This window comes from Nocardia sp. NBC_00416 (genome assembly GCF_036032445.1).
GTDB lineage: Bacteria > Actinomycetota > Actinomycetes > Mycobacteriales > Mycobacteriaceae > Nocardia.
Genome location: NZ_CP107932.1, coordinates 2,397,905 through 2,419,974, shown reverse-complemented (window position 1 = coordinate 2,419,974; position 22,070 = coordinate 2,397,905). Strand labels below are relative to the sequence as shown.

Sequence of the window (22,070 nt, the reverse complement as noted above, 5' to 3'; positions counted from 1 at the left end):
GTCTCATCGCGCGGAGTCCGGGACGGCTGACCGGCCGTCCCGGACCTCGACGATCCGGTCGGCCGCGGCGAGGTGCGCGCGATCGTGGGTGACCAGCACGGTGGCGGTGCCCGAGCGGTGGGTGAGGTCGGTGATCATATCGACTACCGCGGCACCGCGTTCGTGGTCGAGAGCGCTGGTGGGCTCGTCGACCAGCAGCACCGCGGGATCGTTGACCAGCGCCCGCGCGATATTGACACGCTGGCGCTGCCCGCCCGACAGCTGGTGTGGACGACGGTCCGCCTGCTCCGCCAAGCCGACCGCGTCCAGCAGATCCAGCGCGCGGGCCCGGGCCTTCACTCTGCCGCGGTGGTCGAGACGGGCCACCACCTCGAGCTGTTCGGCGGCGGTCAGCGCGGCGAGCAGATTCGGTTGCTGGAACACGATGCCGACGGTGCGACGCCGTAGTTCGGTCAGCTCGCGACGACTCAGGCCGCTGGTGGAGACGCCGTCGAGGACGACACTGCCGGAGTCCGGCGTGATGAGGGTGGCGGCGACGGCGAGCAGGCTGGACTTGCCCGATCCGGAGGGCCCGACCACAGCGGTCACGGTGCCGGCGGGAACCTCGAGCGTGACGTCGTCGAGCGCGGTGAGACGGCTCCGGCCGTCGGGGTAGGTGAGGGTGATGTCGGTCAGCGTGAGACTCATCGGGCGGTCCCCAGCGCGGTCAGCGGGTCGACGGAGGTGATTCGGCGCACGGCGAGGGCGGCGCCGAGCGTCCCCAGCAGAATCGTCACCGCGGCGGGGCCGAGGACGGTGATGGGAGTGAGCAGGAACGGGATTCCGCGATCCGTCGCCGCCGCGCCGGCGGCCGCGGCGACAGCCGTCCCGAGCGCGGTGCCGCCGACGAGCAGCAGGACGGCCTGGGCCATGGCGTCGCGGAGCAGGTCGGCGGTGGAGGCTCCGAGAGCCTTCAGGACGGCGAGGTCCCCGCCGCGCTGGATCGTCCACACCGTGAAGAACGCGCCGATGACCAGTGCGGAGATGGTGAACAGGAAGACCCGCATCAATTGCAGCGAGCCGTTCTCGGAGGAATAGGAACCGATCGCGGACAGTGAATCGTCCACCGCGACCGTCGTGGTGCCGGCCTGCCGGTCGACCGCGGCGGTGTCCGCGTCGGAAGTGGTCTCCAGTGCGATGACGGTCGCGGCGGGGGTGTCGCTCGTGACGCTGGGCCCGGTGACCGAACGCCAGGTGTTGAGGCTGGTCCAGATCACCGGGGTATGGCTGAAATACGCATCGCCCTGTACCGCGTTCACCGTGAGCGGCCGACCGGCCAACGTCACGGTATCGCCCGGGGCCAGCCCGAGATCGGCGGCGGCGGACGTGGACAACACCGCCGACCGGTCATCGATCCCGCCGCTGCCCGGTTCGAGCGTGGAGCCGGGTTCGACGCCGAACACCGAGACACCGGCCCGACTGTGGCCGGCCGTGGCCTCGGTGAGGGTGATGCCCAGCGGTTCGGCCCGTCGCACACCGGGCGCTGCGGCCCATTGCCGCCACTGCCGCTCGGTGACGGTGGAGGCGGTGTAGGACAGGTCTCGATCGCCTTCGGTGGACCGGAATGCGATCCGATCCACGGGCAGATCCGTCACGGCCGAGACGTTCTGCCGTCCCAGACCGGCGGTGAGCCCCGACAGCAGCCCCACCAGTGCGGTGATCAGCACGATCACCGCACCGATCAGGACGAACCGTCCCATGGCGAACTTCATTTCTCTCCAGGCGACGAACATGCCCGTCTCGGCCTCCTGCTCGGCGGAATGAGTACGCCTCCACTCTTGATCGCATCGCCGATGACGGCATCTGGCCGGATATGGGATTGTCCGGGCCCGACGGCGCTATGCGATCTACAACTTTCGACAGAGGCCGCGGGTGGCCGCGCTCCGTAGTCTGGACTCACTGTGACGACCAGTGCGCGCACCCTGGACCCGACCGGCAGAACTCTCGCCGGATGCCTCCATCTGCTGATGGCGGCGCTGCTCGGGCTGGCCGCGGGCCGGGCCGTGGCCACCGCAGCGCCCGGTGCGGGGCCGATCGTCGCGGCGGCCGTGATCTGCGGCCTGGTGTATCTGTGCGGGTTGCTCACACCGGCGGTGCGCACCTCGCGCCGTGCCGCCGTGATGTGGCTGGCGGGTGTGGGCGCGGCCTGGCTGGTCCTGCTGGTGGTGACTCCCGACGGTGTGTGGGTCGCGTTCCCGCTGTATTTCCTGGAGTTGCATCTGCTCGCGCGCCGGTCGGGTCTCTTCGCGGTCGTGGCGACGGCGGTAGCCGCGATCATCGGCTATGCCGCCCACCAGAACGCCTTCCATCTTGCGATGGCGATCGGCCCGGCGCTCGGCGCCGCGGTGGCGGTCGCAGTCGTCCGCGGATACGAAGCGCTCTATCGCGAGAGCGAGCGCCGGCGCCGATTGATCGAGGAACTCACCGCCGTGCGCGCCGATCTGGCGCGGGCGCAGCATTCGGCCGGCGTACACGCCGAACGAGAACGACTGGCGCGCGAGATCCACGACACTCTCGCGCAGGGACTGTCCAGCATCCAGTTGCTGCTGCGCGCCGCCGAGCGCGCTCTGCCGGGCAGTCCCGGTACCGCTGAACACTATGTCGAACAGGCTCGCCACACGGCCGTGGACAACCTCGCCGAGGCCCGCCGGTTCGTCGCCGATCTGACGCCGCCCGCTCTGGACGGGACCACCGTGGCCGACGCGCTGGAGCGGCTGTGCAGCACCACGTCTGCCCGACATTCGTGCACGGTCCGTTTCCGGCTCACCGGCGTTCCCGTGCCGTTGCCCACCGCCTACGAGGTGGTGTTGCTGCGGATCGCGCAATCCGCGCTGGCCAATACGATTCGTCACGCCGGGGCGGATACCGCGGAGATCTCGCTCGACTACACGGCGGATCAGGTCACCGTGGAGGTCGTCGACGACGGTACCGGGTTCGACGCCGATCGGCTGCCGGCGGCCACCGGCGACAGCGGATTCGGGCTGGCCGCCATGCGCTCTCGTGTCCTGGCCCTCGGCGGCGATTTCCACATCGAATCCGGCGCGGACCGCGGCACCCGGTTGACCGCACGACTGGACGTGCCGCCCGGCCACCCCGAAGCCGGGGCCCGATCGTGAACGGCGGCGCTGTTCGCCTGCTCCTGGCCGACGACCACCCGGTGGTGCGCGCGGGGTTACGCGCCGTCCTCGCGACGGAACCCGGGTTGACGGTGGTGGCCGAGTCCGCCACCGCCGAGAACGCGGTCGACCGGGCCGCCGCGGGCGATATCGATGTGGTGCTGATGGATCTGCGGTTCGGCGCGGGCATGGGCGGCGCCGAGGCCACCGCCCGGATCACGGCGCGGCCGGACGCGCCCCGCGTCCTCATCGTCACCACCTACGACTCCGACGCCGATATTCTGCCGGCGATCGAGGCGGGCGCCACCGGATACCTGCTCAAGGACTCGCCGCCCGAGGAGTTGGCGGCGGCGGTCCGCGCTGCCGCCGCCGGGCACACCGCGCTGGCGCCGGCCGTCGCCGACCGCCTCATGAGCAGGCTCCGTTCGCCCGCTGTCACATTGACCCGCCGCGAGACCGAAGTGCTCGCGCTCGTCGCCGAGGGACTGTCCAATCTGGCGATCGGCCGGCGTCTGCATCTCACCGAGGGCACCGTCAAATCCCATCTGGCGCGCGTCTACACGAAGCTCGGTGTCGACTCCCGCACCGCGGCCGTGGCGAACGCCGCCGCTCTCGGGCTCATCCGCCGCTGACCGCGTTCGCGCCGGTCCGGTGGACGGGTGTGGCTGCCGGAGTTACGCCGCGGTCGGCTTGTGCAGGGCTTTCGCGGTGGGAGAGTTGGGGATCGCCGCCGGGTCGGGATAGGTCCCGAGGATCCGGTCCGCCGTACCGGCGGTGGTGACGGCGAACCAGTAGTGCTCGTTCTTGAAATGATGCAGCCGGTGGTTGCGGCGCACCGTGCGCACGATCGCGCTGCGCGGCTGGTAGTCGGTATGGACCAGGTGATGGGTCCATTCGTAGACGAGACCGAGCACCCCGACCGTGGTCAGGAAGGTCAGGCCCAGCCCTGTCCGGCCGAAGGCCAGCAGCGCGACGACCACCAGGGCGGGCAGCAGCCACAGGAACGTCTGCCACGGGATGAAGACCAGTTCCCGGATGCGCGGATCGGCGTGGTGTTCACGGTGTTTACGGGCCAGCAGCGAGTCGATCCGCCACCGTCCGACGCGGCGCGGCCGCCAGTGCAGGACACAGACGTGGATGACCCATTCGATGAACGGGAACGCGGCCACCAGCACTACGGGTACCAGCGCGTCGGTGAGCTGCCAGTCGCCCGCCAGGATGCGCGCGGTGGCGGCGGCCACCAGCAGTGCCGCGATCACCCACGGTGAAGGGGCGCGGACGAAAGAACCGAACACATCCGGCAGCGATTCTTGTGTGCGCCGGGCGGTTTTCGCCTCGTCGGCGGCCAATCGTTGTCGAGCGAGACTATCGATCGCGGAGCTACGGGTGCGCCGGGTGCGCAGCGATTGCGAGAGGTTCATGGCGGGCTCTGTTCCAGACGGTGGAGGAGATTGTCGAATTCCCCGGTGGCCAGGGAAAGCAGTGAGTCGGCGCGGGTCCGGGCCGACTCGGCGTCGCTCGCGATCACGGCCCCGGCGAGGGCGCGGTAGCGCTCGGATCGCCCGACCTCGGCGTCCATGACGCCGGTGAGTGCGGCCATCGCCGGTTCGTAGACGGTGCGCAGCTGATTGAACAGCAGGCGGTAGACGATGGAATCGGCCGCGTCGACGACAAGGTCCCAGAACACGAGGGCTTCCCGCTGGCGTGCCAGCGGATCCTGCTGGGCGGCCAGCGCGTCCACCGCGGCGGTGAGTGCGGCTCCGGCGGCGGCGCCGCAGCGCCCGGCGGCCAGTGCGGCCACCTCGCGGCCCAGCGCGGCCCGGGTTTCCAGGATGCTGCGCACCACGGCGTGGTCGAGGCGACCGCCACGCAGGATCAGGCGCGGCAGCAGTTCCAGACCGCCGGAACGGCGCGGATCGCGCACGGTGGTGCTGCCGCCCTGGCGTATTTCCACCAGTCCGGCGCGGGCGAGCCGCTGTACCGCCTCGCGGACGGTCGGGCGGGAGACGCCGAGCGCTTCGGCCAGCTGCCGTTCGGCGGGCAGTGTCGAGCCGGGCGCGAGTTCGCCGGTGAGGACGTCGTCGACGAGCTGGTCGTAGATCTCGTCCGGGACCGACCGCCGGGCGATCCGTTTCAGGGCCATGTCAGGACAGTAGACCGGCAATTGGTAAGAGGTCAAGTGGTCGGACCAGTTGGCTTCGGGGTCGGATGCCGGGGGCGAGCCGCCCCGCGTCGCGGTCGGGCCTCCGGATTCGCCGGCACACGGTGCTTCGACTCGACGGTCTTGCGTAATCCGCTGAGCGGAAACACAATTGGATGCGGCCCGCCAGGCCGTGTCGAACCGCTCGAGGAGTAGCCGTGAACTCTGCGCGATCACCGCGTGCGGTGGAGGTCATCACCGCGATGGACGATTTGCGGGCCGATCTGGCCCGGACCCATCGGTCGACCGCCAGTGCCATGGGCGCTGTCGACCCGGCGGTGGTCGATACCGATCTGGCGGCGCTCGACCGCGACGGGTACATCATCTGGGAGAGCCTGCTCTCCGGCGAGGAATGCGAACGGATACGCGCGGCGGTCGCGCCGCTGCTGGGGCGGACCGGCCGCAACACCTTCGAAGGTGAGCGCACCGAGCGCGCGTACTGCCTGCTGGAGAAGACCCGGGCGTGCGACGAGCTCATCGAGCATCCTCGGGTGCTGGCCCTGCTCGATCGGTTGTTCCTGCCCAACTATCTGCTGTCGCAGTTGCAGGCGATCGATATCCTGCCCGGGGAACGAGCCCAGCTACTGCACCACGACGACGGCTTCTATCCGATCCCCAGGCCGCGCCCGCCGCTGAGCGCCGCGACGATGTGGGCGATCGACGCCTACACCGAGGACAACGGCGGCACCGTCGTATTGCCCGGCAGTCATCGATGGGATTCCGAACGCCTACCGGCCGAATCCGATACCAGAGTGGCCGTGCGGATGCCGCCCGGGTCGTGTGCGTTCTATCTCGGCACGCTGTGGCACGGGGGCGGCGCGAATCGGACCGCCGAATCGCGCCTCGGCCTGACCGTGCAGTACTGCGAGCCCTGGCTGCGGCCCCAGGAGGCGTACACGTTGGCCACCAGCCGGCGTACCGCGCGCAGCGTCTCGGAGAACATCCGCCGGATGCTGGGCTACAGCATCCATCCGCCGTTCATGGGCGCTGTCGACGGCATGCATCCCAAACGGTTGCTCGACACCGCCGAACCGGCCGACTCCGCGACCGCCGGGTGAGGCCCGGGAGACGCGAAGCGGCCGGTGCGACCCGTTATTCGGGTATCGGATCCGCCACTTTCCGGAACACGATCCGATACAGCACGAGGTGTTCGTTGTCGAACTGCCGGATGGACGCCTCCAGATAGCGCTCGTACGCGTCGGTGACACGGGCGCCGGCAAGGCTTTCCGCCTCGGACCGACGCGATTGCAATCGGCGCAGCCACTCCGCGCAGGTCGTCGAATAGTCGGCGCGGTCGTTGACCAGCGAACGGACTTCGAAGAGCTTTTCCGCGGCGTGGGCGAGTTCGGCGAGGCGCGGCGGATCCGATTCCGGGAAGATCTCGTTCGCCAGGTATCGCACGTCTTTTATCGAGTCCTGATCGAGCGGCCGGTTGCCCTTGCCGATCGTCTGGACCACGAGCCTGCCGCCGGGTGCGAGCAGGCGGTGGCAGTGGGCGAAGAACGCCCGATACGCCGCGGTGCGTTCCTGCCGCGGCCGCCCGAACTGGACGAAATGTTCGAGTGCGCCGATACAGAAGACGGCGTCGTAGCGTTCGTCCGGACGATGTTCGTTCCAGTGTTCCAGGCGTACGTCGATACGGTCGGTGGGGTGGGTGCGGGCGTAGTGGAATTGGTCCCGGCTGAGGGTGAGCCCGGTGATCCGGACCCGCTCGTACCGGTCGGCGGTAGCCCGCATCAGGCTTCCCCAGCCGCACCCGATATCGAGAACCCTTTCGGCCTGGTCGATCCGAGCGCCGTCGATGAGATAGTCGAGTTTGCGCCGCTGCGCACGATCGAGGTCGTCGCCGGGGGCCCACCGGGCGCACGAGTAGGTCAGGTCGGTGTCCAGCCACAGCCGGTAGAAGTCGGTGCCGATGTCGTAGTGGTGTTCGACCGCGTCCGCTGACGCGCCCTGGTATTCCCCGATATCCGATGTCATCACGAATCTCCGAACGAAATACCCGCCGAAGCAATTGATCTCATATCGCTACCTCGCAGTCTGTCCGCGCCGACGGGGCGGAGAGTGAGAGAAACCAGCTTGGCGCCGCACTCAGTCTACGGTGGCGGGCCGACCTCGTCCATATGTGCGTCTACTCCAATTAGACTGTGCCAGTTGATATATGGCGAGTGGCACGAATGGCCGGCGTCATCGGCCGACGGCAGCCGGGCGCTAGATCCAGCCCTTCTCGCGGGCTTTGAGGGCGGCCTCGTAGCGGTTGGACACGCCGAGTTTGGCCATCGCCGAGGACAGATAGTTGCGGGTGGTGCCCTGGGTCAGGTGGGCGCGTCGGGCGATATCCTCGACCGAGGAGCCGTCGGCGGCGAATTCGAGGACGTCGGCCTCGCGCGCGGTGAGTACGGTGTCGCCGGCGCTGATCGCCTCCGCGGCCAGTTCCGGGTCGACGTAGCGGCCGCCTCGATGGACGGTGCGGATCACCTCGGCCAGCGTCGCCGCCGAGGTCGTCTTGGGGAGAAAGCCGCGTACTCCCGCGGCAAGGGCCCGTTTGAGATAGCCGGGCCTGCCGTGGCTGGTGACGATCAGCGTGCCCGCGCCCGGTGTGAGGCGCTGCAACTGCGCGGAGGTCTCGATCCCGTCGATGCCGGGCAGCTGCAGATCGATGACGGCCACCGCGGCGGGATCCCCGGCGTCGCCGCGTCGCCGCCACGCCGCGACGAGTTCCTCGCCGGAGCCGACATGGTCGGCCACCTCGATATCGGCCTCGAGACCGAGCATCGTCGCCAGCGCCACGCGGATCAGCGTTTCGTCATCAGCGAGGAATACCGGGATCATTCGTGCTCCCAAAGGATTTCGAGTGAGAATTCATCGGCGGTCGCGTGGACGTCCAGGGTCGCGCCGACGGCCGCGAGCCGCTCCGCGAGGCCGCGCAGTCCTGATCGCTCGCCCGCCGGGGCGCGGGGGCGGTCGTTGCGCAACGACATCCCCCCGTCCCCGAACGTCAGAGCGGCCGCCGTCGCCGACGAGTGCTCGACGATATTGGTGGTGCCCTCGCGAACCACCCAGGCGGCGACCTCGTGAAACCGCGCCGGAACCTCGGCCGGATCGCCCTCGACGACGAGGCGGCAGCCCGCCGCCGACAACAGCGAACGGGCGCCGGCGACTTCGCTGATCAGATCTATGCCACGGTAGCCGCGCACCAGCGTACGCATCTGCCCCATCGATTCGACGGCGAGCGTTCTGACCTCGTCCATCTCGGCGGCCGCGCGGCCGGTATCCCCGGACCGCGACAGTGCCACCGCGAGTTCGCTTTTCACCGCGATCGCCGAGAAACCGCGGCCCACGACATCGTGCAGGTCCCGGGAGAAGCGCAATCGCTCCTCGGCCACCTGCAGTTCGGCCTCGACCTCTTTCGCGTGTTCCAACTCGTCGACGACCCGCAGTCCCCACACGGTGAGCAGCGTCGTGCCGATGAGGAAGCCGCCGGCGATCAAGGTCAGCGCCGCCGCCCCGAGGCCCGTCGCCGGCGACGAAGCGAAGGCCAGTCCGGTGGCGAGGCTCAGACCGAGGAGAACCCACCATCGGTGCGGCAGGAACGACACGATCGCGAAGGCGGCGAGCACCGCCGCGTAGCCGCCGGTCAGGCGTGCCTGGGTGGCGACCGACTCGTCGCCGGCCAGCCGGGTGACCACGACACAGGTGAGCCATACGGCCGCCGATACGGTCGCGGCGACCGGTACCGCCAACCGCGGCGACACCGATTCCGCGGACAGTGCGAAATCGGTCCGCGCTTCCACCGCCAGCACCGCCGCGAGACCGGCGACCACGATGCCGAGCACCGACCACGGTGAGCGTGCGGTGACCGCCATCGCCACGATCACGGCGGCCAGGGCGCCCTGGAAGGTGAACCGCGTGTAGGCCCGGAACTTCGCCGGGCCCGACAGCGCATGCCACCAGGAGGTCCAGCGGGTCACCCGCGGTCGTCCCAGCGGAAGCTCCTTCGGGTGAGCACGAGCGCCAGGCCGGTCCATATCGCCAGTGTGGCAAATGGGCGGCCGAGTTCGGCGAACGTACCCGCGAAGTCGAGCTCGGCGCCCGCCGCGGAGCCGATGGTCGGTTGCCCGGACGTGCCGAGGGCGATGAGGTCGGAGACCGCCGCGAAAGGCGTCCAATCGGCCACCTCGGCCAACCGGTCGGGAAGTATCCGCCGGATGGACGCCATGCCGATCATCGCGACCGTCATCACCGGAAGCGAGGTGATCTGCGCGGCCTCGGCGTTCTTCGTGACCGCGCTCGTCGCGAGAGCGAGCAGCGAGAACAGCACGATTCCGCCGACGAGACCGACAGCCGTCGCAATGGGGTTGACCGGGGCGGGTGCGCCGGTGGCGTAGACGACCGCGGCGACGACGACCGCGCAGCCCAGCGTCACGATCGCGCCGGGTACGGCCGGGGCGGTCTGGATCTGCCAGTCGGCGGCCTCGCCCGTGCGCAACCGTTTCAGCACGCCCTCGCCGCGGCGTGTGGTGACCATCGACAGCACCGAGTAGTACTGCACGAACAACAGGGCGACCAGCGCCAGCAGTTCGAACGCCAGCGCCGCCGTGTCGGCCGTCGGGGCCGCGCCCCGGCGGGCGATGAAGTACATGACCAGCGGGATTCCGATCGGGAACACCGTCGCCATATACATCAGCGTCTTGTTCCGCCGGAACTGCAGGTATTCGGCCTTCGCCAGCGCCGCGAGCGGGCGGCGGCGGAAGGCCGTGACAGGTGTCGCGGTGCTGGTCATCGACGTGCTCCGATCAGGTCCGGGGTGGCCGCCGACGGGTCGCCGGCCGCAGTGGCGATATCGAGGAAAACCGATTCGAGGGAGGCGGCGCGGGCCTCGAGCCCGCCCAATCGCAGACCGTGCGCCCGCGCCCACTCGAGCAGTTCGTGCAGATGGCCCTGCAGGTCATGGGTGGTGACGGTGACGCGGGTGCGCGCGTCGATCCGGGCGTCGGCCAATATCGGCAACGGCAGCCCGGGATGATCGAAGGCGATCCGGGACGGATGGCCGTCCACGATCTCGCGCAGCGTGCCCGCCCGCGCGACCTCGCCCCGGTGCATGATCGCGATCCGGTCGGCCAGCGCCTCCGCTTCGTCGAGATAGTGGGTCGTGAGCACCATGGTGACCCCGGCCGACTTGAGGTCGGCGAGCAACTGCCAGGTCCTGCGCCGGCTCTCCGGATCGAGGCCCGTGGTCGGTTCGTCGAGGAACAGCAACCGGGGCTGTCCCAGCAGGGCGCACGCCATATCGACGCGGCGCTGTTCCCCGCCCGACAGGGAACCGACCCGCACACCGGCGCGTTCGGTGAGGCCGACCTGCGCGAGAACGGTATCGGCGGTGGTCGGCTCGGTGCACGTCCCGCGCCACATCTCGAGCGTTTCGCGGACGGTCAGTTCGGCGGGCAATCCGCCGGACTGCAACATGACGCCGATCTGCGGGCGGACCTGATCGCGGTGGCGGAGCGGGTCCAGGCCGAATACCTCGACGGCCCCCGCCGAGGGCGCTGTCAGCCCCTCCAGTATGTCGAGCGTGGAGGTCTTGCCGGCGCCGTTGGTGCCCAGCAAGGCGAAGACCTCACCCTCGCCGACCTCGAGGTCCACACCCCGGACCGCTTCGAACGCGTCCTTGCCCTGGCCATAGGTCCGGCGCAGTCCCCGAGCGGCGATGACTCCGTGCTTGCTGTTCATGACTTCCACCCTCACCGATGTGGGGTGAGACCAGTAGTAAGCGCAGTCAGCGGATCTCGATGAATTGTGCACGGGTAGGTCATGACAAAAGTCATCACCGCTGACCGGCCGGGGGCGCCTCGTGCGCGCCGGACTCCGGATCAAGCCCCGGCGAACGTCTTCCGATACGCCGACGGCGACATCCCGAGACCGCGCCGCATGTGGTGGCGGAGGTTGTCCGGAGAACCCAGCCCGGATATCGCGGCCACCTCGTCCACCGACAGATCGGCCGATTCGAGTAGTTCCCGGGCCCGGTCGATCCTGCGGTCGCGGATCCAGGCTCCCGGCGATATGCCCGTCTCGGCGAGGAACCGGCGGCTGAACGTGCGCGGGCTCATCCGGGCCCGGGCGGCGAGCACCGCCACGCTCAGCGGCTCGGCCAGATGACCGAGCGCCCAGGCCCGGGTGGCCGCGGTGCTGCGCTCGTCGTGGTCGGGCACGTGGTGCTCGATGAACTGTGCCTGACCGCCTTCGCGCCAGGGCGGCACGACGCAGTACCGGGCGACGCGATTGGCCACGGCGGCTCCGTGATCACGCCGGACGATGTGCAGGCAGAGGTCGATTCCGGCGGCCAGGCCCGCCGAACTGAGCAGATTTCCCGCATCGACGAACAGCACGGATTCGTCGAGTTCGACGGCCGGGAACAGGCGACGGAAATCGTCGGCGTAACGCCAGTGGGTGGTCGCGCGGTGCCCGTCGAATACGCCCGCGGCAGCGAGGACGAACGCTCCGGTGCAGATGGACACCATGCGGGCCGTGGCCGGGACCTTTTTCAGCGCGGCGGCGATGTCGGCGGTGAGCTCACCTCCGACGCGCGCCGGTGGCAGTGCGGTGCCCGGCACGATCACGGTATCGGCGGCAGCGAGTGCCTCCGCTCCGGCCGCGGCGACGATCGAGTAACCGGAGGTCGTCTGTACCGCACCGGCTTCGAGCGAGCAGGTCACGACCTCGTAGAGCGGATTCCCGTCGTCATCGGCGGCCTGGCCGAATACCAGCGGAGGGATGGCCGCGTCGAACCCGACCGCGGGTTCCAGCAGCAGCACGACGACGTTGTGCCGCTTCCCGCTCCTGGCACGATTTTCACGCATATTGTCGATTCTGCCACTGGCAGTCCGGCCCGTGCCACCGGATGCTGGATCATCGTGACGACAGATATCGATCCCGGCGCGGCCGTCGGGCAAACCGGCCGAGGTCCACGGCCGCACTTCGCGTGGATCGTTGCCGCCGTGAGTTTCGTGGTGATCCTGGGGGCAGCGGGATTCCGGGCGGTGCCCAGCGTCATGATGACCCCGCTGCACACCGAATTCGGCTGGTCGCATGCGACGATCGGCGCCGCGATGTCGGTGAACATGGTGCTGTTCGGTATCACCGCACCGTTCGCCGCCGCACTGATGGACCGGTTCGGTGTGCGGCCGATCCTCACCGGTGCGATCGTGTTGATAGCGACCGGAACCGGTGTCGGCGTCTTCATGACCGCCGAATGGCAGCTGGTCCTGCTGTGGGGCGTGCTGGTCGGCCTCGGCACCGGCTCGATCTCGATGGGGTTCGTCGCCACCATCTCGACTCGATGGTTCGTCGCCCGGCGCGGACTGGTCACCGGCGTGCTCACCGCGGCGAGTGCGACGGGTCAGCTCATCTTCCTGCCGGTGGTCGCGGGCGTGACCGATCGCTTCGGGTGGCGCTGGGCCTCGATGATCGTGACCGTCGCCGCCCTGGCGGTGATCCCGCTGGTGCTGCTGTTCATTCGCGACCGACCGCGTGACGTCGGCACCACCGCCTACGGCGGCGACCCGGATTCCGGGGTCGAGTCGTTGCCCAACGGCAGCTTCGGCGCGGCGGCGAGCGGACTGGTGACCGGCCTTCGAGTCCCCGCCTTCTGGTTGCTCGCGGGTAGTTTCGCCATCTGCGGTATGACGACGAACGGCCTGATCGGTACCCACTTCATCCCCGCCGCCCATGATCACGGCATGCCCACGACGCTGGCCGCCTCGCTACTGGCCACCGTGGGCGTCTTCGATGTCGTCGGAACGGTCTTCTCCGGCTGGCTCACCGACCGCGTGGACGCCCGCGTACTGCTGGTGGTCTATTACCTGGGCCGTGGGGTGTCATTGCTCGTGCTGCCGGTGTTGTTGTCGCCGCACGCCGAACCGAGTACCTGGGTCTTCATCGTGTTCTACGGTCTGGACTGGGTGGCGACCGTGCCACCGACGATCGCGATCTGCCGGAGCTGGTTCGGCGCCGCGACGCCGGTGGTGTTCGGATGGGTGTTCGCCGCGCATCAGCTCGGCGCCGCGGTGGCCGCGTTCGGCGCGGGCTACGTCCGGGACGCCGACGGTTCCTACGATCTCGCCTTCTACGCCGCCGCCGGTCTGTGCGTGGTGGCCGCGCTGATGTGCGGCGGGATACGGCTGGCTAAGCCCGCCGCGGTCCCCGAGCCCGCCTAGCCGATATGGCCCCGAGCCGGTGGATCCCGCAACGGCAACGCTCCGCGAGGATGGTTCACCGCTCGTTCCGGGGCAGCAGGGTACCCAGTGGTCCGAGGTCGATATTGAGATCCTCCGGGGTGAGATCGAAGTGGTCCCGCAACTCGTCCATTCGCTCTTCGAGCAGCATCAACGTGGTGCCGATCCGCTCGATCTCCGCTTCGCTCAGGTCGCCTTTGTCCACACGGCGCAGTGCCTGCCGTTCCATGAGCTGGCGCAGCAGTTCCACCAGTGTGAGCACGAGTGTCACGAGACCACGTTCGACGGATTCCGGATCGGCGTCGATACGTGGTGGGATACCACCGAATTCAGTCATACAACCGAGGTTCCAGCGCGCCCTCCGACCCGAACTCCGGGCCGAGGGCGCTGATGGAGGAAATGAGGGCCCGCAGCGAAATCTGGACCAGGTCGACATCAGCGATCGAGAGTTTGATGTCACCGGAGATGACCACCCCGCCGGCCAGTACTCGGTCCAGTAGATCGATGAGCGCGACACGGCGCTCGCTGTCGGGTCGCGTCATGAGCTCTCCCGGTCCACACCCGCGAACGAATACGGCGGCCACGGACCGGTGAGCTCGAGCCGCATCCCGGGGAGGTCCTTCTCGAGTTCTTCGACCGTGGCAGCGAAATCGTCGGTCCGGACATCGTCGACGAGGTAGGTGCCGTTGAGCACCATCCAGTCTCGGCGGCCGTTCAACGCAGGCTCTGTCACCGGCTGGCACCGGCCCGCGGCGGCCCGCCCGACCAGACGCTGGTGGATTTCCCCGGCCCGTGCCGCGGCGTCGCGTTCGACGCTCTCCTGGGCGGACAGCTGCGCGCGGCGCCGGCGCAGGTACGCGGTGCCCTTACCGCCGCCGGTGTTCGCGATATTGGCCTCCGTCACCGCGTCCGTGAGGGTCGCTCGGTCGCAGTAGACCTTCACTCCCCATTCGGTCCGGCCGGTCACCAGTACCAACGCCGACCGGAAGTCCTCGCGCCGGTCGTCGAGCATGCCCACCAGCCGATCGTCGTCGAGGAAGACGGTGGCCAGGCGCAGGGGGACCACCGGACCGCGTGGGACGAGTGCGGAGACGACAGCGTCGTGTGCGCGGGCGGTCGCCGCCAACCAGTCCAGATCTTCGAGGTTGCGGTGCAGCGGCAGGTCCCCGAAAACCTCGAGCGGCACCGATCCGACGACAGCCGTCAGCGCGTCGGCGGCCACCGTGCGCGGCGCCTCGCCCGCCACTCCGGTGATATCGCCCAGCACCACGGGACCGTCCTCGGTGCTCGTCACCGCGTACAGCCAGATCCCGAGACCGTCAGTCACGGTCCCGCTGCTCCTCGGGTTCGCGGCTACGTTCGATGGATCGCCGCCTGTCCTCGCCGGCCTCGAGCGCGGCGATCCGGTCGCGCAGGGTGCGATTCTCGAGTTCGAGGTCTCGATCCTGCCGTTCGAGGGCGCGTGCGTTGCTGTTGAGCCAGGGATCGGTCTCCCACCAGTCGATGCCCACGGACTTCGCCGTCTCCAGTGATGCCACGACCAAACGCAGTTTGATGGTGAGAAGTTCGATATCGAGGAGGTTCACCTGGATATCGCCCGCGATCACCAAACCCTTGTCGAGAACCCGCTCGAGAATATCGCCGAGGTTCGTCGATTGGTGTCCGCCCCCGTAGGGTTGCGGCACCGAGGACCCGCCTCCCACGACCGTCATCGCATTCCCCGCCCGGCGATATCCGCGCTGCCCCGCGCATAGCGCCGGGTTCGCCTATAGGCCAGCAGGTTTCCGTCCTGGTCGATCTCCACCTCGTAGAGCGCCAGCATATCGGCCGACGAGGGGATGCGATGATCCTCGAGCACCTCGATCTCCACCAGCCAGCCGTCCTCCGTAGGCTCGGTGGAGGTGGCTCCCAGTATCTGCTTCGGGGTCAGCTCGACGAGTTGAGCCATGGCGCTCGCCCCGGCATCCGCCGCGCCGATCGGCGCCGGGTCCGATTCCGAGTCGTTCACGTGCGTTCACCCCTTCGGGATGGGCGGGTCGGGGTTTCCGGTTGCCGGATCATCCGGTTCAGCACCTCCTGCTGTGCGCGCTCGCGCTCCTCGTCCGACAGCTGCCCCGCCGCCGCGGCCTCATCGATCTCCCCGAGCTCACGCCGGATGGCCGCCGGGTCGCGCAGTTGCTGCTCGACCTGGTCCTGGATCACTTCGCTCAGCCAGATCACGCCGCGCACCGGGGCCAGCGGCAGTGTGAATATGGACGACAACAAGCCCATGTGTCAGCCCTCCGGTTCTCGCTTCATCACGAAGTCGTAGGCCGCCATCGGGCCCAGTAGGTGCAGGTCGACGCGGCCGTCCCATTCGTCGGCGAGCGCGGACACCGCCTCCTCGAGTTCGCCCTGCCGGGACACCTCGACGAGGACCGCGATGTGGACTGCGTCCTGGTCGTGGGTCGGCTGCCGTTCGTTGACGACGGGCCGGAGCGGTTCGAGCGCGTCGATGGTCCGGCGGGTGTCCGCGGCGCGCTTGTTCTCCACCGCCCGATAGATGATCTCTCCCAACTCCATTCGGGCGTCACGGGCGGCGTCCTGCGGTGTGTCGCGGATCCGCTCCCGCAGCCGGGCCGCCTCGCCGTTCTCGGCGAGCACTTCCCCCAGGATCTCCTTTTCCGCGTAGCGTCCTTTGACGACGTATTGGGCACGACCCTCCAGCTCCTCGAGCGCCGCCCGGAACTCGTCGTGATGGGTCTGCAACAGCTCTGTTTCCACCGACCCCGGGTCGGTCATGACCGCACCGAACCGCAGCGGCAGCACGGGGACGACGGCCGCCGAGCCGTCGAGTAGCTTCGCGTGGGCCGTCAGGTCCGCGGGTGTGCCGAGCGGACGATCCGGGATCTCGCTGACCAGCGCACCGATCTCGTCGTACCGCACCACGTCGACTTTGCCCGGTGGGTCGCCGATACCGGTGGCCTCCTGCTCGGGCTCCACATCCGCGGGAACGATGCCGTAGACGTAGGTCGCGACGTGCCGGTCGCTGTCGGCGGCGGCCTCGTCCGCCCGGTCGCGCGACATCAGCCTTCCTCGCTTCCGGACTGCCGGCGCGCGGGCCGACGCTTCTCCTCGAACTCGTCGAGGAAGTCGGCGACCTTTTCGCCCGCGGCTTCGAGGGCGCCCTTGGTTTTGTGCTGGGCGCCGCCCTCGGTGATGTCACCGACCAGGTCCGGTAGCCCGGCGGGCTCGCTGCTGGAGATCTCGAGCCGATCGACGGCCTCGGCGAAACGGAGATAGGTGTCGACACTGGCCACCACGATCCGGGCATCGATGGTCAACAGTTCGATGCCGACCAACGACACCCGCACGTACGCGTCGATGACCAAACCCTTGTCGAGGATCGTGTCGACGACATCGGCCAGGCTCGACGAGTTGGGGCCGGCGGCTGTGCCCGCGCCACCCGCGCCGCCGACCGGTTCGACGGTCATGTCCGCGGTCCTCGACCGGCAGCCGATCGGGATCCGGCCGCGCCGCGGCGCCGCGTCGCGGGACGCCGGCGCGGCGCGGACTCCTCGTCCGCTTCGCGCTCATCGTCGGGAACCTCGTCGTCGTCGTCGGCTTCTTCGCTGTCCTCTTCGGCGCCGCCGTCCTCCTCTTCGTCCTCGCTGCTCTCCTCTTCGTCCTGGCTGTCCTCGTCTTCGGATTCGCCCTCGTCCGCTTCGGTCTCGTCCTGCTCCTCGCGGCGGGCCGTCTCGTCGTCGACGACGACCTCCTTATCGCGGATCTCGCCGTGCCAGCCCACGATGTCGTCCGGGTGCAGCACGCCCTCGGTCATGAGGTGACGCTGGAACAGCTTGAGTTCCAGCCGGACTCGGCGGCCCGCCGCCCGCCACAGGTTGGCGGTCTTCTCGAAGAACCCGCCGGGGTGGTATTCGAGGATCACAATGATGCGGGTCAGGTCGGGGGTGATCTCGTGAAAGGTGACCGCGCCGTCGATGAAGCCCTTATCGCCTTTCGACCGCCAGACGATCCGTTCGAAGGGTATCTGCTCGAATATCGTCGACTGCCAGCTCCGCTTGGACCAGAACACCTTGCCCGACCACTCGAGCTTCTCATCCGAGACCTGGTCGACCGTTTCGACCTTCTTCATGATCTTCGGGAAGTCCGCGAACTGCGTCCATTGGTCGTAGGCGAGATCGACCGGAACGCCGACGTCGATCTGCTCGACGATATTGGTCACCTTGAGCTTCTTACCGCCGGAGCTCTTTCCTTTGCCGCCGGTCAAGGCCTGCTTCGCGTCCTGGAACTTTTCCTTCACGCTGTGTCCGATCTTGTCCACCCCCGCGCTCATCGCGGCCGAGAGCGGCGATTTACCTTCGGCCAACTTCTCGGCGCCGGTCAATGCCGACAACAAGTTCCCGTCACCGCTGCCCTCGGCGACATGGTTCAGGCGCTCGGCCGTACCGGACACCCTGTCCGAGATCCCCGAGACGGCACGGCCGGCGATGGTCGCCGCCAGCCCCTGCAACGAGTGCTGCAGCTGTCCAGTGGGGGTGCTTTCCTCGACCTTCTTCCCGGTCTTCGCGGCCGCACCGCGTGCCCCGCTCGCCGCGCCGGAAGCGGACTTGCCGACCTTGCGGGTGATATCTCCGGCAGCTTTCGTCGCCATGCGGGTCACCTCCTCGTACGACGGACCGGCGCGCTGTCGGCGGTCTGTCCGGCGGCGGTACGCCGCCGCCGGGTCGAGGTGGGCTTGCGGTCCGCGGCCGGAGTACGCGAACGTGCTTCGCCGGTTCTCCGGCGAGTGGCCGATGCGGCCGGTCGTGCGCGCCGGGAGGGTCGGTCCTCGCGCGGCGCGGGTTCAGCGTCTTCGTCGGCCGCCTCGTCTTCGTCGACCGCCTCGTCTTCGTCGACCGCCGCGTACTCGTCGTCCGTATCGTCGTCGGCCGTTTCGCCGGGTTCCTCGTCGAGCTCTTCGGCAGGCTCGTCGTGGTGCTGTAAGCGGGCGTTCAGCGAATCGATGCGATTGCTCGCGGCGGTGACCGCAGCGGAACGGGCGGCGTCGAGCAGCTCACCGCGGACCGTCTCGGCGATCTTCGTCAGTTCCGGTGACGAGCCGAGCAGCGATTGTCCGCGATCCAGCAGTCCCTGGGGGCCGCTCTGCCTGCTCAATCCGATCCCGGCGAGCGCCAAGGCGAACTTCATCTTGCGCGTCCGACCCAAGACGTAGCCGACCCCGACCGCCCCCGCCATCCTCATTCCGCACTTCATAGTCACTCCTTGATCGGCATCACACGCGCATACGACGAGGCGGGGCGCTCGGCTATAGCCGGCGTCTTGATTTTGTGGCCCACGACACATCAAGAGCCCTCAAGCCGACCGTACGCCGACTATCGAGCGGGCGTAACCCGCAGTGTGCTTCGAAGTCGGGGGTGATCGGCCGCGTGTATCCGCACCGGCCCAATGGGGCGGACCTCGGAGTCCGGGAAGGCCTGCCGAGGCAGGGAAGCCGAAACGCTCGAATTGAGGCACCTGCTGATGAACGCGGTCGGCGGATGGGCGCCGGGCGGAACGGCTGGTCAGCTGGATGCGGGGGTGGCCGCCCCGGCGACGCGGCGGCGGCGTGCGCGCTGGCGGCAGGTCGGACCGCAGTGGCGGGGTGGGCGACCGGTGGCCCGGACCTGAAGGCGGGCACCGCATTCCACGCATCGCACGATGGCGTGGTCGCCGGTTTCGTGACGCCGATGTGCGGAACTGTCACGGAACGCGGCCGCTTCCGTGACGGCTGGTATGCGCAACCCGTCCAGCAGCACGCGCACCAGCCGGGTGCCGCGGGCCCGGTTCCGGTGTGCCGACCGCAGCGCGGTGCCGCCGACGATCAGAGCCGTCAAATCGTCGACCTGTACCTCGGCATGGATCGCACGAGCCTGTTTCGCGGAGTTCAGCAGGCGGTCGAGTGCCTCGCCGAATCGCTGCGCGGCGGCGGTGAGCACGGCGTGCGGCCAACTCCGGTCGGCGGTGAGCGCATCGCAGACGGGTTTGTTGCCGGCCGATCTCTCGATCACTTCGAGCAGGAATCCGAACAGTGCGTCCCCGGGCGCCGCCCGGGCGGCCCATCGGTCCGCGGCGGCTGCCAGACTCTCGACCTGTTCGGCGAGAACGGCCTCGATCAGGATTTCCTTGCTCGGGAAGTGACGGTAGACGGTGCCCGCGCCGACTCCGGCACGCTGCGCGATCCGGCCCAGCGAGACCTCGGGCCCGTCTTCGGCGAACATCCGCACGGCGGTGCGCAATACGATCTCCCGATTGCGCCGGGCATCGGTGCGCCCGGCGATGGCTGCGGGAACCACTGCTGTCATGTCACGAAATCCTTGTCCGGGCGGAGGAAGCGGGTGGATTATTCCGTTTCGTGCCAGTATCCACGCTCACCGGAACGGACGCCATGAACTCCCCGACATCCACCGATCCCGACTCCCCAGTTCTCGTCACCGGCGCGACCGGCCGACAGGGCGGCGCCACGGCGCGGCGCCTGCTGGCGGCCGGGCGGCCCGTAAGAGCCCTGGTCCGCGATACGACTACCGCCGCCTCCTCGGCGCTGGCTGTCGCGGGCGCACAGCTCGTACTCGGCGATCTGGACGATCCGGCAAGCCTGCCCGCCGCGCTCGACGGGGCGTCCGCCGTCTTCGGCATTCCTCCCGTGGCCTACGGACCGTCCGGCGCCGATACCGATCTCGAATTCGCGCGTGGCCGGTCGCTCATCGACGCGGCCGTCGCGGCGGGAATCGAGCAGGTGGTGTTCAGCACCGTCGCCTCCACCTCCGCGGTAACACCGGGTGGGGCGGGAAAGGTATCGATCGAGCGGTATCTGCACGATCATGTCGCACTGCCGACCGTGCTCCGCCCGGTGCGGTTCATGACCAACTATCTCGGCGTCGCGGTGGCCGCCATCGACGGCATCTCCCACGGTGTGCACCGGCACCTGTTCCCGCCGCACGAACCCATGCAGATCATCGCGGTGGAAGATATCGCCGAATTCGCCGCACTCGCGTTCGCGGACCCGGCCCGGTTCGCGGGCCGGACGCTGGAACTGGCCGGCGACGAGCCCACCCCGGTCGAGGCCGCCGCCGCGATCGCCGCGGCGGTCGGGCTGCCGGTCCGGTACGAGCAGCTCACCGACAGCGAAGCCGCCGACCTCGGCCAGGAGATCGCCGAGGTCAAGAAACGCTGGCGCGACGGAGATCGCTGGCACGCCGATATCGAAGCACTCCGGGTGATCCATCCGGGACTGCGGACCTTGGCCGACTGGCTCGCCGAATCCGGTGCCGCCCTGGTGCGCGATCACCTCGCCGCCTCCGGTTCGCACGCCTGATGGCGACCGCCCACCGTGTTGCGCGGGGCGTGTGCGCGACACGGTGGGCCGTCGGCGCTCGCCGATCTCAGATTCGCGGTCGCGTATTTCTCGTCGTCGTTTTTACTCGGTTCGCCCGGTGCGGAGCTTCCCGGCGCCGCTCGTCGTCAGCGGCGGGTGACTCGGTCGGGTCGAAAGCGCGCCGACTGTGCACGAGAAACTTGTCCACCACAGGACTGCGTGTGCTCCGCCAGACCAGCGCGAGCAGGGCCGGCTTCTCGGCGCCGTCGATGGCGAGGGCGGTGAGCCGGTCGCGGTAGCGCGCGGCCATCGAATCACTGAGGACGGCGACGGCCAGCCCGCGCGCGGCGAGGTCGGCGATGGCGTCGGCGGCGCCGGCCTGTAGCGCGATCACCGGGCGGAGGTCCTGCGCCGCGCAGGCCCGGTCGAACACCGTGCGCAGGCCGGTGCCGGGCGGCATGCAGACGATCGGATGGGTGACCAGATCGCGCAGCGTGACGCGCCGCCGCGCCGCGAGCGGGTGTCCCGGCGGAACCGCCGCGACCAGCTTCTCCCGGATGATGGTGTGCGACTGCAGTCCGTCCGGGGTGGGGTCGGCGGTGCCGATGAGCGCTAGGTCGAGTGAGCCGTCGCGGACCGCCTCGACGAGCCGGTCGGAATTGTCCTCCGACAGTGAGATCTCCACACTCGGATGCGACCGATGGAAGGTGGCGAGGGCGTCGAACAGGGGGGTGACGGTGCAACCGTTGACCATTCCGACGGTGAGCGTGCCCCGGATCAGGTCGATCACTTCGCCGACTGCCTGGCCGACGGCTCCGGCGGCGTCGAGTGCGGCACGGGCGTGCTCGAGTGCGGCCTTTCCCGCGACCGTGAGCGTTACGGCGCGTGCCGAGCGGTCGAACAATTCGGTGCCGAGCTCCTTTTCCAGCGCGCGGATCTGGGCGCTCACCCCGGACTGGCTGATGTGCACCCGCTCGGATGCCCGGGTGAAGTTCTGTTCCTCGGCCACCGCGACGAAGTACTCCAGCTGCCTCAGTTCCATAACTGCAGATTCTAATATAAAGAAGAACCATCTGTTGGACTTCTGGTTTTCGGTCTACCAGGCTGGATCGAGTCGGAACCAACACCAG

Annotated in this window: 27 protein-coding genes; 5 read left to right on the top strand and 22 right to left on the bottom strand. The window is 68.9% G+C overall.

Annotated elements, in window-relative coordinates; translation table 11 throughout:
* Nucleotides 1-3 precede the first annotated feature (3 nt).
* The gene (locus OG804_RS09845; RefSeq protein WP_328396128.1) at nucleotides 4-687 is read right to left on the bottom strand and encodes an ABC transporter ATP-binding protein; all 684 of its coding nucleotides are present in this window, start codon (nucleotides 685-687) and stop codon (nucleotides 4-6) included.
* Nucleotides 684-1,751 (bottom strand): ABC transporter permease, encoded by a 1,068-nt coding sequence (locus tag OG804_RS09840; RefSeq protein WP_328396126.1) that lies wholly within the window; start codon nucleotides 1,749-1,751, stop codon nucleotides 684-686. The genes OG804_RS09845 and OG804_RS09840 overlap by 4 nt, the downstream gene beginning before the upstream one ends.
* A 189-nt stretch (nucleotides 1,752-1,940) precedes the next feature.
* Here OG804_RS09840 and OG804_RS09835 point away from each other — a divergent pair, with 189 nt between their 5' ends.
* Together OG804_RS09835 and OG804_RS09830 are read left to right on the top strand one after the other, a co-directional pair.
* Complete coding sequence (locus OG804_RS09835) at nucleotides 1,941-3,155, top strand: sensor histidine kinase (protein WP_328396124.1); 1,215 nt, start codon at nucleotides 1,941-1,943, stop codon at nucleotides 3,153-3,155.
* Entirely contained in the window at nucleotides 3,152-3,787 is a 636-nt protein-coding gene (locus OG804_RS09830; RefSeq protein WP_328396122.1) for a response regulator transcription factor, read from the top strand. The genes OG804_RS09835 and OG804_RS09830 overlap by 4 nt, the downstream gene beginning before the upstream one ends.
* A 42-nt stretch (nucleotides 3,788-3,829) precedes the next feature.
* Here OG804_RS09830 and OG804_RS09825 read toward each other — a convergent pair whose 3' ends face one another.
* Both OG804_RS09825 and OG804_RS09820 read right to left on the bottom strand, forming a co-directional pair.
* Nucleotides 3,830-4,576, bottom strand: a complete 747-nt coding sequence (locus OG804_RS09825) for a sterol desaturase family protein (protein WP_328396120.1) — start codon at nucleotides 4,574-4,576, stop codon at nucleotides 3,830-3,832.
* Nucleotides 4,573-5,298, bottom strand: coding sequence for a FadR/GntR family transcriptional regulator (locus OG804_RS09820; RefSeq protein ID WP_328396118.1), 726 nt, complete (start codon nucleotides 5,296-5,298; stop codon nucleotides 4,573-4,575). Before OG804_RS09820 ends, OG804_RS09825 begins: the two co-directional genes overlap by 4 nt.
* 260 nt (nucleotides 5,299-5,558) lie before the next feature.
* Here OG804_RS09820 and OG804_RS09815 point away from each other — a divergent pair, with 260 nt between their 5' ends.
* Nucleotides 5,559-6,413 carry a phytanoyl-CoA dioxygenase family protein gene (locus tag OG804_RS09815; RefSeq protein ID WP_328398296.1) on the top strand — a complete coding sequence of 285 codons (855 nt, stop codon included), beginning with the start codon at nucleotides 5,559-5,561 and terminating at the stop codon, nucleotides 6,411-6,413.
* Between the two features lie 34 nt (nucleotides 6,414-6,447).
* On the opposite strand, the gene OG804_RS09810 is transcribed toward OG804_RS09815, so the two are convergent.
* The 6 genes from OG804_RS09810 to OG804_RS09785 form a co-directional block, all read right to left on the bottom strand.
* Nucleotides 6,448-7,335 (bottom strand): class I SAM-dependent methyltransferase, encoded by an 888-nt coding sequence (locus OG804_RS09810; protein ID WP_328396116.1) that lies wholly within the window; start codon nucleotides 7,333-7,335, stop codon nucleotides 6,448-6,450.
* Between the two features lie 231 nt (nucleotides 7,336-7,566).
* The gene (locus OG804_RS09805; protein WP_328396114.1) at nucleotides 7,567-8,187 is read right to left on the bottom strand and encodes a response regulator transcription factor; all 621 of its coding nucleotides are present in this window, start codon (nucleotides 8,185-8,187) and stop codon (nucleotides 7,567-7,569) included.
* Nucleotides 8,184-9,326: a sensor histidine kinase gene (locus tag OG804_RS09800; RefSeq protein WP_328396112.1), complete on the bottom strand. Its 1,143-nt coding sequence runs from the start codon at nucleotides 9,324-9,326 to the stop codon at nucleotides 8,184-8,186. The genes OG804_RS09805 and OG804_RS09800 overlap by 4 nt, the downstream gene beginning before the upstream one ends.
* The gene (locus tag OG804_RS09795) at nucleotides 9,323-10,138 is read right to left on the bottom strand and encodes an ABC transporter permease (RefSeq protein ID WP_328396110.1); all 816 of its coding nucleotides are present in this window, start codon (nucleotides 10,136-10,138) and stop codon (nucleotides 9,323-9,325) included. Before OG804_RS09795 ends, OG804_RS09800 begins: the two co-directional genes overlap by 4 nt.
* Nucleotides 10,135-11,085 carry an ABC transporter ATP-binding protein gene (locus OG804_RS09790; RefSeq protein WP_328396108.1) on the bottom strand — a complete coding sequence of 317 codons (951 nt, stop codon included), beginning with the start codon at nucleotides 11,083-11,085 and terminating at the stop codon, nucleotides 10,135-10,137. Before OG804_RS09790 ends, OG804_RS09795 begins: the two co-directional genes overlap by 4 nt.
* 140 nt (nucleotides 11,086-11,225) lie before the next feature.
* Nucleotides 11,226-12,212 carry a GlxA family transcriptional regulator gene (locus tag OG804_RS09785; RefSeq protein WP_328396106.1) on the bottom strand — a complete coding sequence of 329 codons (987 nt, stop codon included), beginning with the start codon at nucleotides 12,210-12,212 and terminating at the stop codon, nucleotides 11,226-11,228.
* A gap of 54 nt (nucleotides 12,213-12,266) precedes the next feature.
* On the opposite strand from OG804_RS09785, the gene OG804_RS09780 reads away from it, so the two are divergent.
* The gene (locus tag OG804_RS09780; RefSeq protein WP_328396104.1) at nucleotides 12,267-13,568 is read left to right on the top strand and encodes an MFS transporter; all 1,302 of its coding nucleotides are present in this window, start codon (nucleotides 12,267-12,269) and stop codon (nucleotides 13,566-13,568) included.
* Between the two features lie 55 nt (nucleotides 13,569-13,623).
* On the opposite strand, the gene OG804_RS09775 is transcribed toward OG804_RS09780, so the two are convergent.
* From OG804_RS09775 to OG804_RS09725, 11 genes are all read right to left on the bottom strand, one after another.
* Nucleotides 13,624-13,923 carry a gas vesicle protein K gene (locus OG804_RS09775; RefSeq protein WP_328396102.1) on the bottom strand — a complete coding sequence of 100 codons (300 nt, stop codon included), beginning with the start codon at nucleotides 13,921-13,923 and terminating at the stop codon, nucleotides 13,624-13,626.
* Nucleotides 13,916-14,128: a gas vesicle protein gene (locus tag OG804_RS09770; RefSeq protein WP_328396100.1), complete on the bottom strand. Its 213-nt coding sequence runs from the start codon at nucleotides 14,126-14,128 to the stop codon at nucleotides 13,916-13,918. Before OG804_RS09770 ends, OG804_RS09775 begins: the two co-directional genes overlap by 8 nt.
* Nucleotides 14,125-14,913, bottom strand: a complete 789-nt coding sequence (locus OG804_RS09765) for a GvpL/GvpF family gas vesicle protein (protein ID WP_328396098.1) — start codon at nucleotides 14,911-14,913, stop codon at nucleotides 14,125-14,127. Before OG804_RS09765 ends, OG804_RS09770 begins: the two co-directional genes overlap by 4 nt.
* Complete coding sequence (gvpJ, locus tag OG804_RS09760; protein ID WP_328396096.1) at nucleotides 14,906-15,298, bottom strand: gas vesicle protein GvpJ; 393 nt, start codon at nucleotides 15,296-15,298, stop codon at nucleotides 14,906-14,908. Before gvpJ (OG804_RS09760) ends, OG804_RS09765 begins: the two co-directional genes overlap by 8 nt.
* Nucleotides 15,295-15,594: a gas vesicle protein GvpO gene (gene gvpO, locus OG804_RS09755; RefSeq protein ID WP_328396094.1), complete on the bottom strand. Its 300-nt coding sequence runs from the start codon at nucleotides 15,592-15,594 to the stop codon at nucleotides 15,295-15,297. Before gvpO ends, gvpJ (OG804_RS09760) begins: the two co-directional genes overlap by 4 nt.
* On the bottom strand, nucleotides 15,591-15,857 hold the full coding sequence (locus tag OG804_RS09750; RefSeq protein WP_328396092.1) for a gas vesicle protein GvpG: 267 nt from the start codon (nucleotides 15,855-15,857) through the stop codon (nucleotides 15,591-15,593). Before OG804_RS09750 ends, gvpO begins: the two co-directional genes overlap by 4 nt.
* Nucleotides 15,858-15,860: 3 nt before the next feature.
* Nucleotides 15,861-16,652 carry a GvpL/GvpF family gas vesicle protein gene (locus OG804_RS09745; protein WP_328396090.1) on the bottom strand — a complete coding sequence of 264 codons (792 nt, stop codon included), beginning with the start codon at nucleotides 16,650-16,652 and terminating at the stop codon, nucleotides 15,861-15,863.
* Nucleotides 16,652-17,059 carry a gas vesicle protein GvpJ gene (gene gvpJ, locus OG804_RS09740; protein ID WP_328396088.1) on the bottom strand — a complete coding sequence of 136 codons (408 nt, stop codon included), beginning with the start codon at nucleotides 17,057-17,059 and terminating at the stop codon, nucleotides 16,652-16,654. The genes OG804_RS09745 and gvpJ (OG804_RS09740) overlap by 1 nt, the downstream gene beginning before the upstream one ends.
* Complete coding sequence (locus tag OG804_RS09735) at nucleotides 17,056-18,240, bottom strand: SRPBCC family protein (RefSeq protein WP_328396086.1); 1,185 nt, start codon at nucleotides 18,238-18,240, stop codon at nucleotides 17,056-17,058. The genes gvpJ (OG804_RS09740) and OG804_RS09735 overlap by 4 nt, the downstream gene beginning before the upstream one ends.
* Nucleotides 18,241-18,245: 5 nt before the next feature.
* Nucleotides 18,246-18,842 (bottom strand): hypothetical protein, encoded by a 597-nt coding sequence (locus OG804_RS09730; protein ID WP_328396084.1) that lies wholly within the window; start codon nucleotides 18,840-18,842, stop codon nucleotides 18,246-18,248.
* Between the two features lie 308 nt (nucleotides 18,843-19,150).
* Entirely contained in the window at nucleotides 19,151-19,930 is a 780-nt protein-coding gene (locus OG804_RS09725; RefSeq protein WP_328396082.1) for a TetR/AcrR family transcriptional regulator, read from the bottom strand.
* A 50-nt stretch (nucleotides 19,931-19,980) separates the two neighbouring features.
* Here OG804_RS09725 and OG804_RS09720 point away from each other — a divergent pair, with 50 nt between their 5' ends.
* On the top strand, nucleotides 19,981-20,940 hold the full coding sequence (locus tag OG804_RS09720; RefSeq protein ID WP_328396080.1) for an NmrA family NAD(P)-binding protein: 960 nt from the start codon (nucleotides 19,981-19,983) through the stop codon (nucleotides 20,938-20,940).
* Nucleotides 20,941-21,007: 67 nt separating this feature from the next.
* Here OG804_RS09720 and OG804_RS09715 read toward each other — a convergent pair whose 3' ends face one another.
* On the bottom strand, nucleotides 21,008-21,982 hold the full coding sequence (locus OG804_RS09715) for a LysR family transcriptional regulator (RefSeq protein ID WP_328396078.1): 975 nt from the start codon (nucleotides 21,980-21,982) through the stop codon (nucleotides 21,008-21,010).
* Nucleotides 21,983-22,070: the final 88 nt, after the last annotated feature.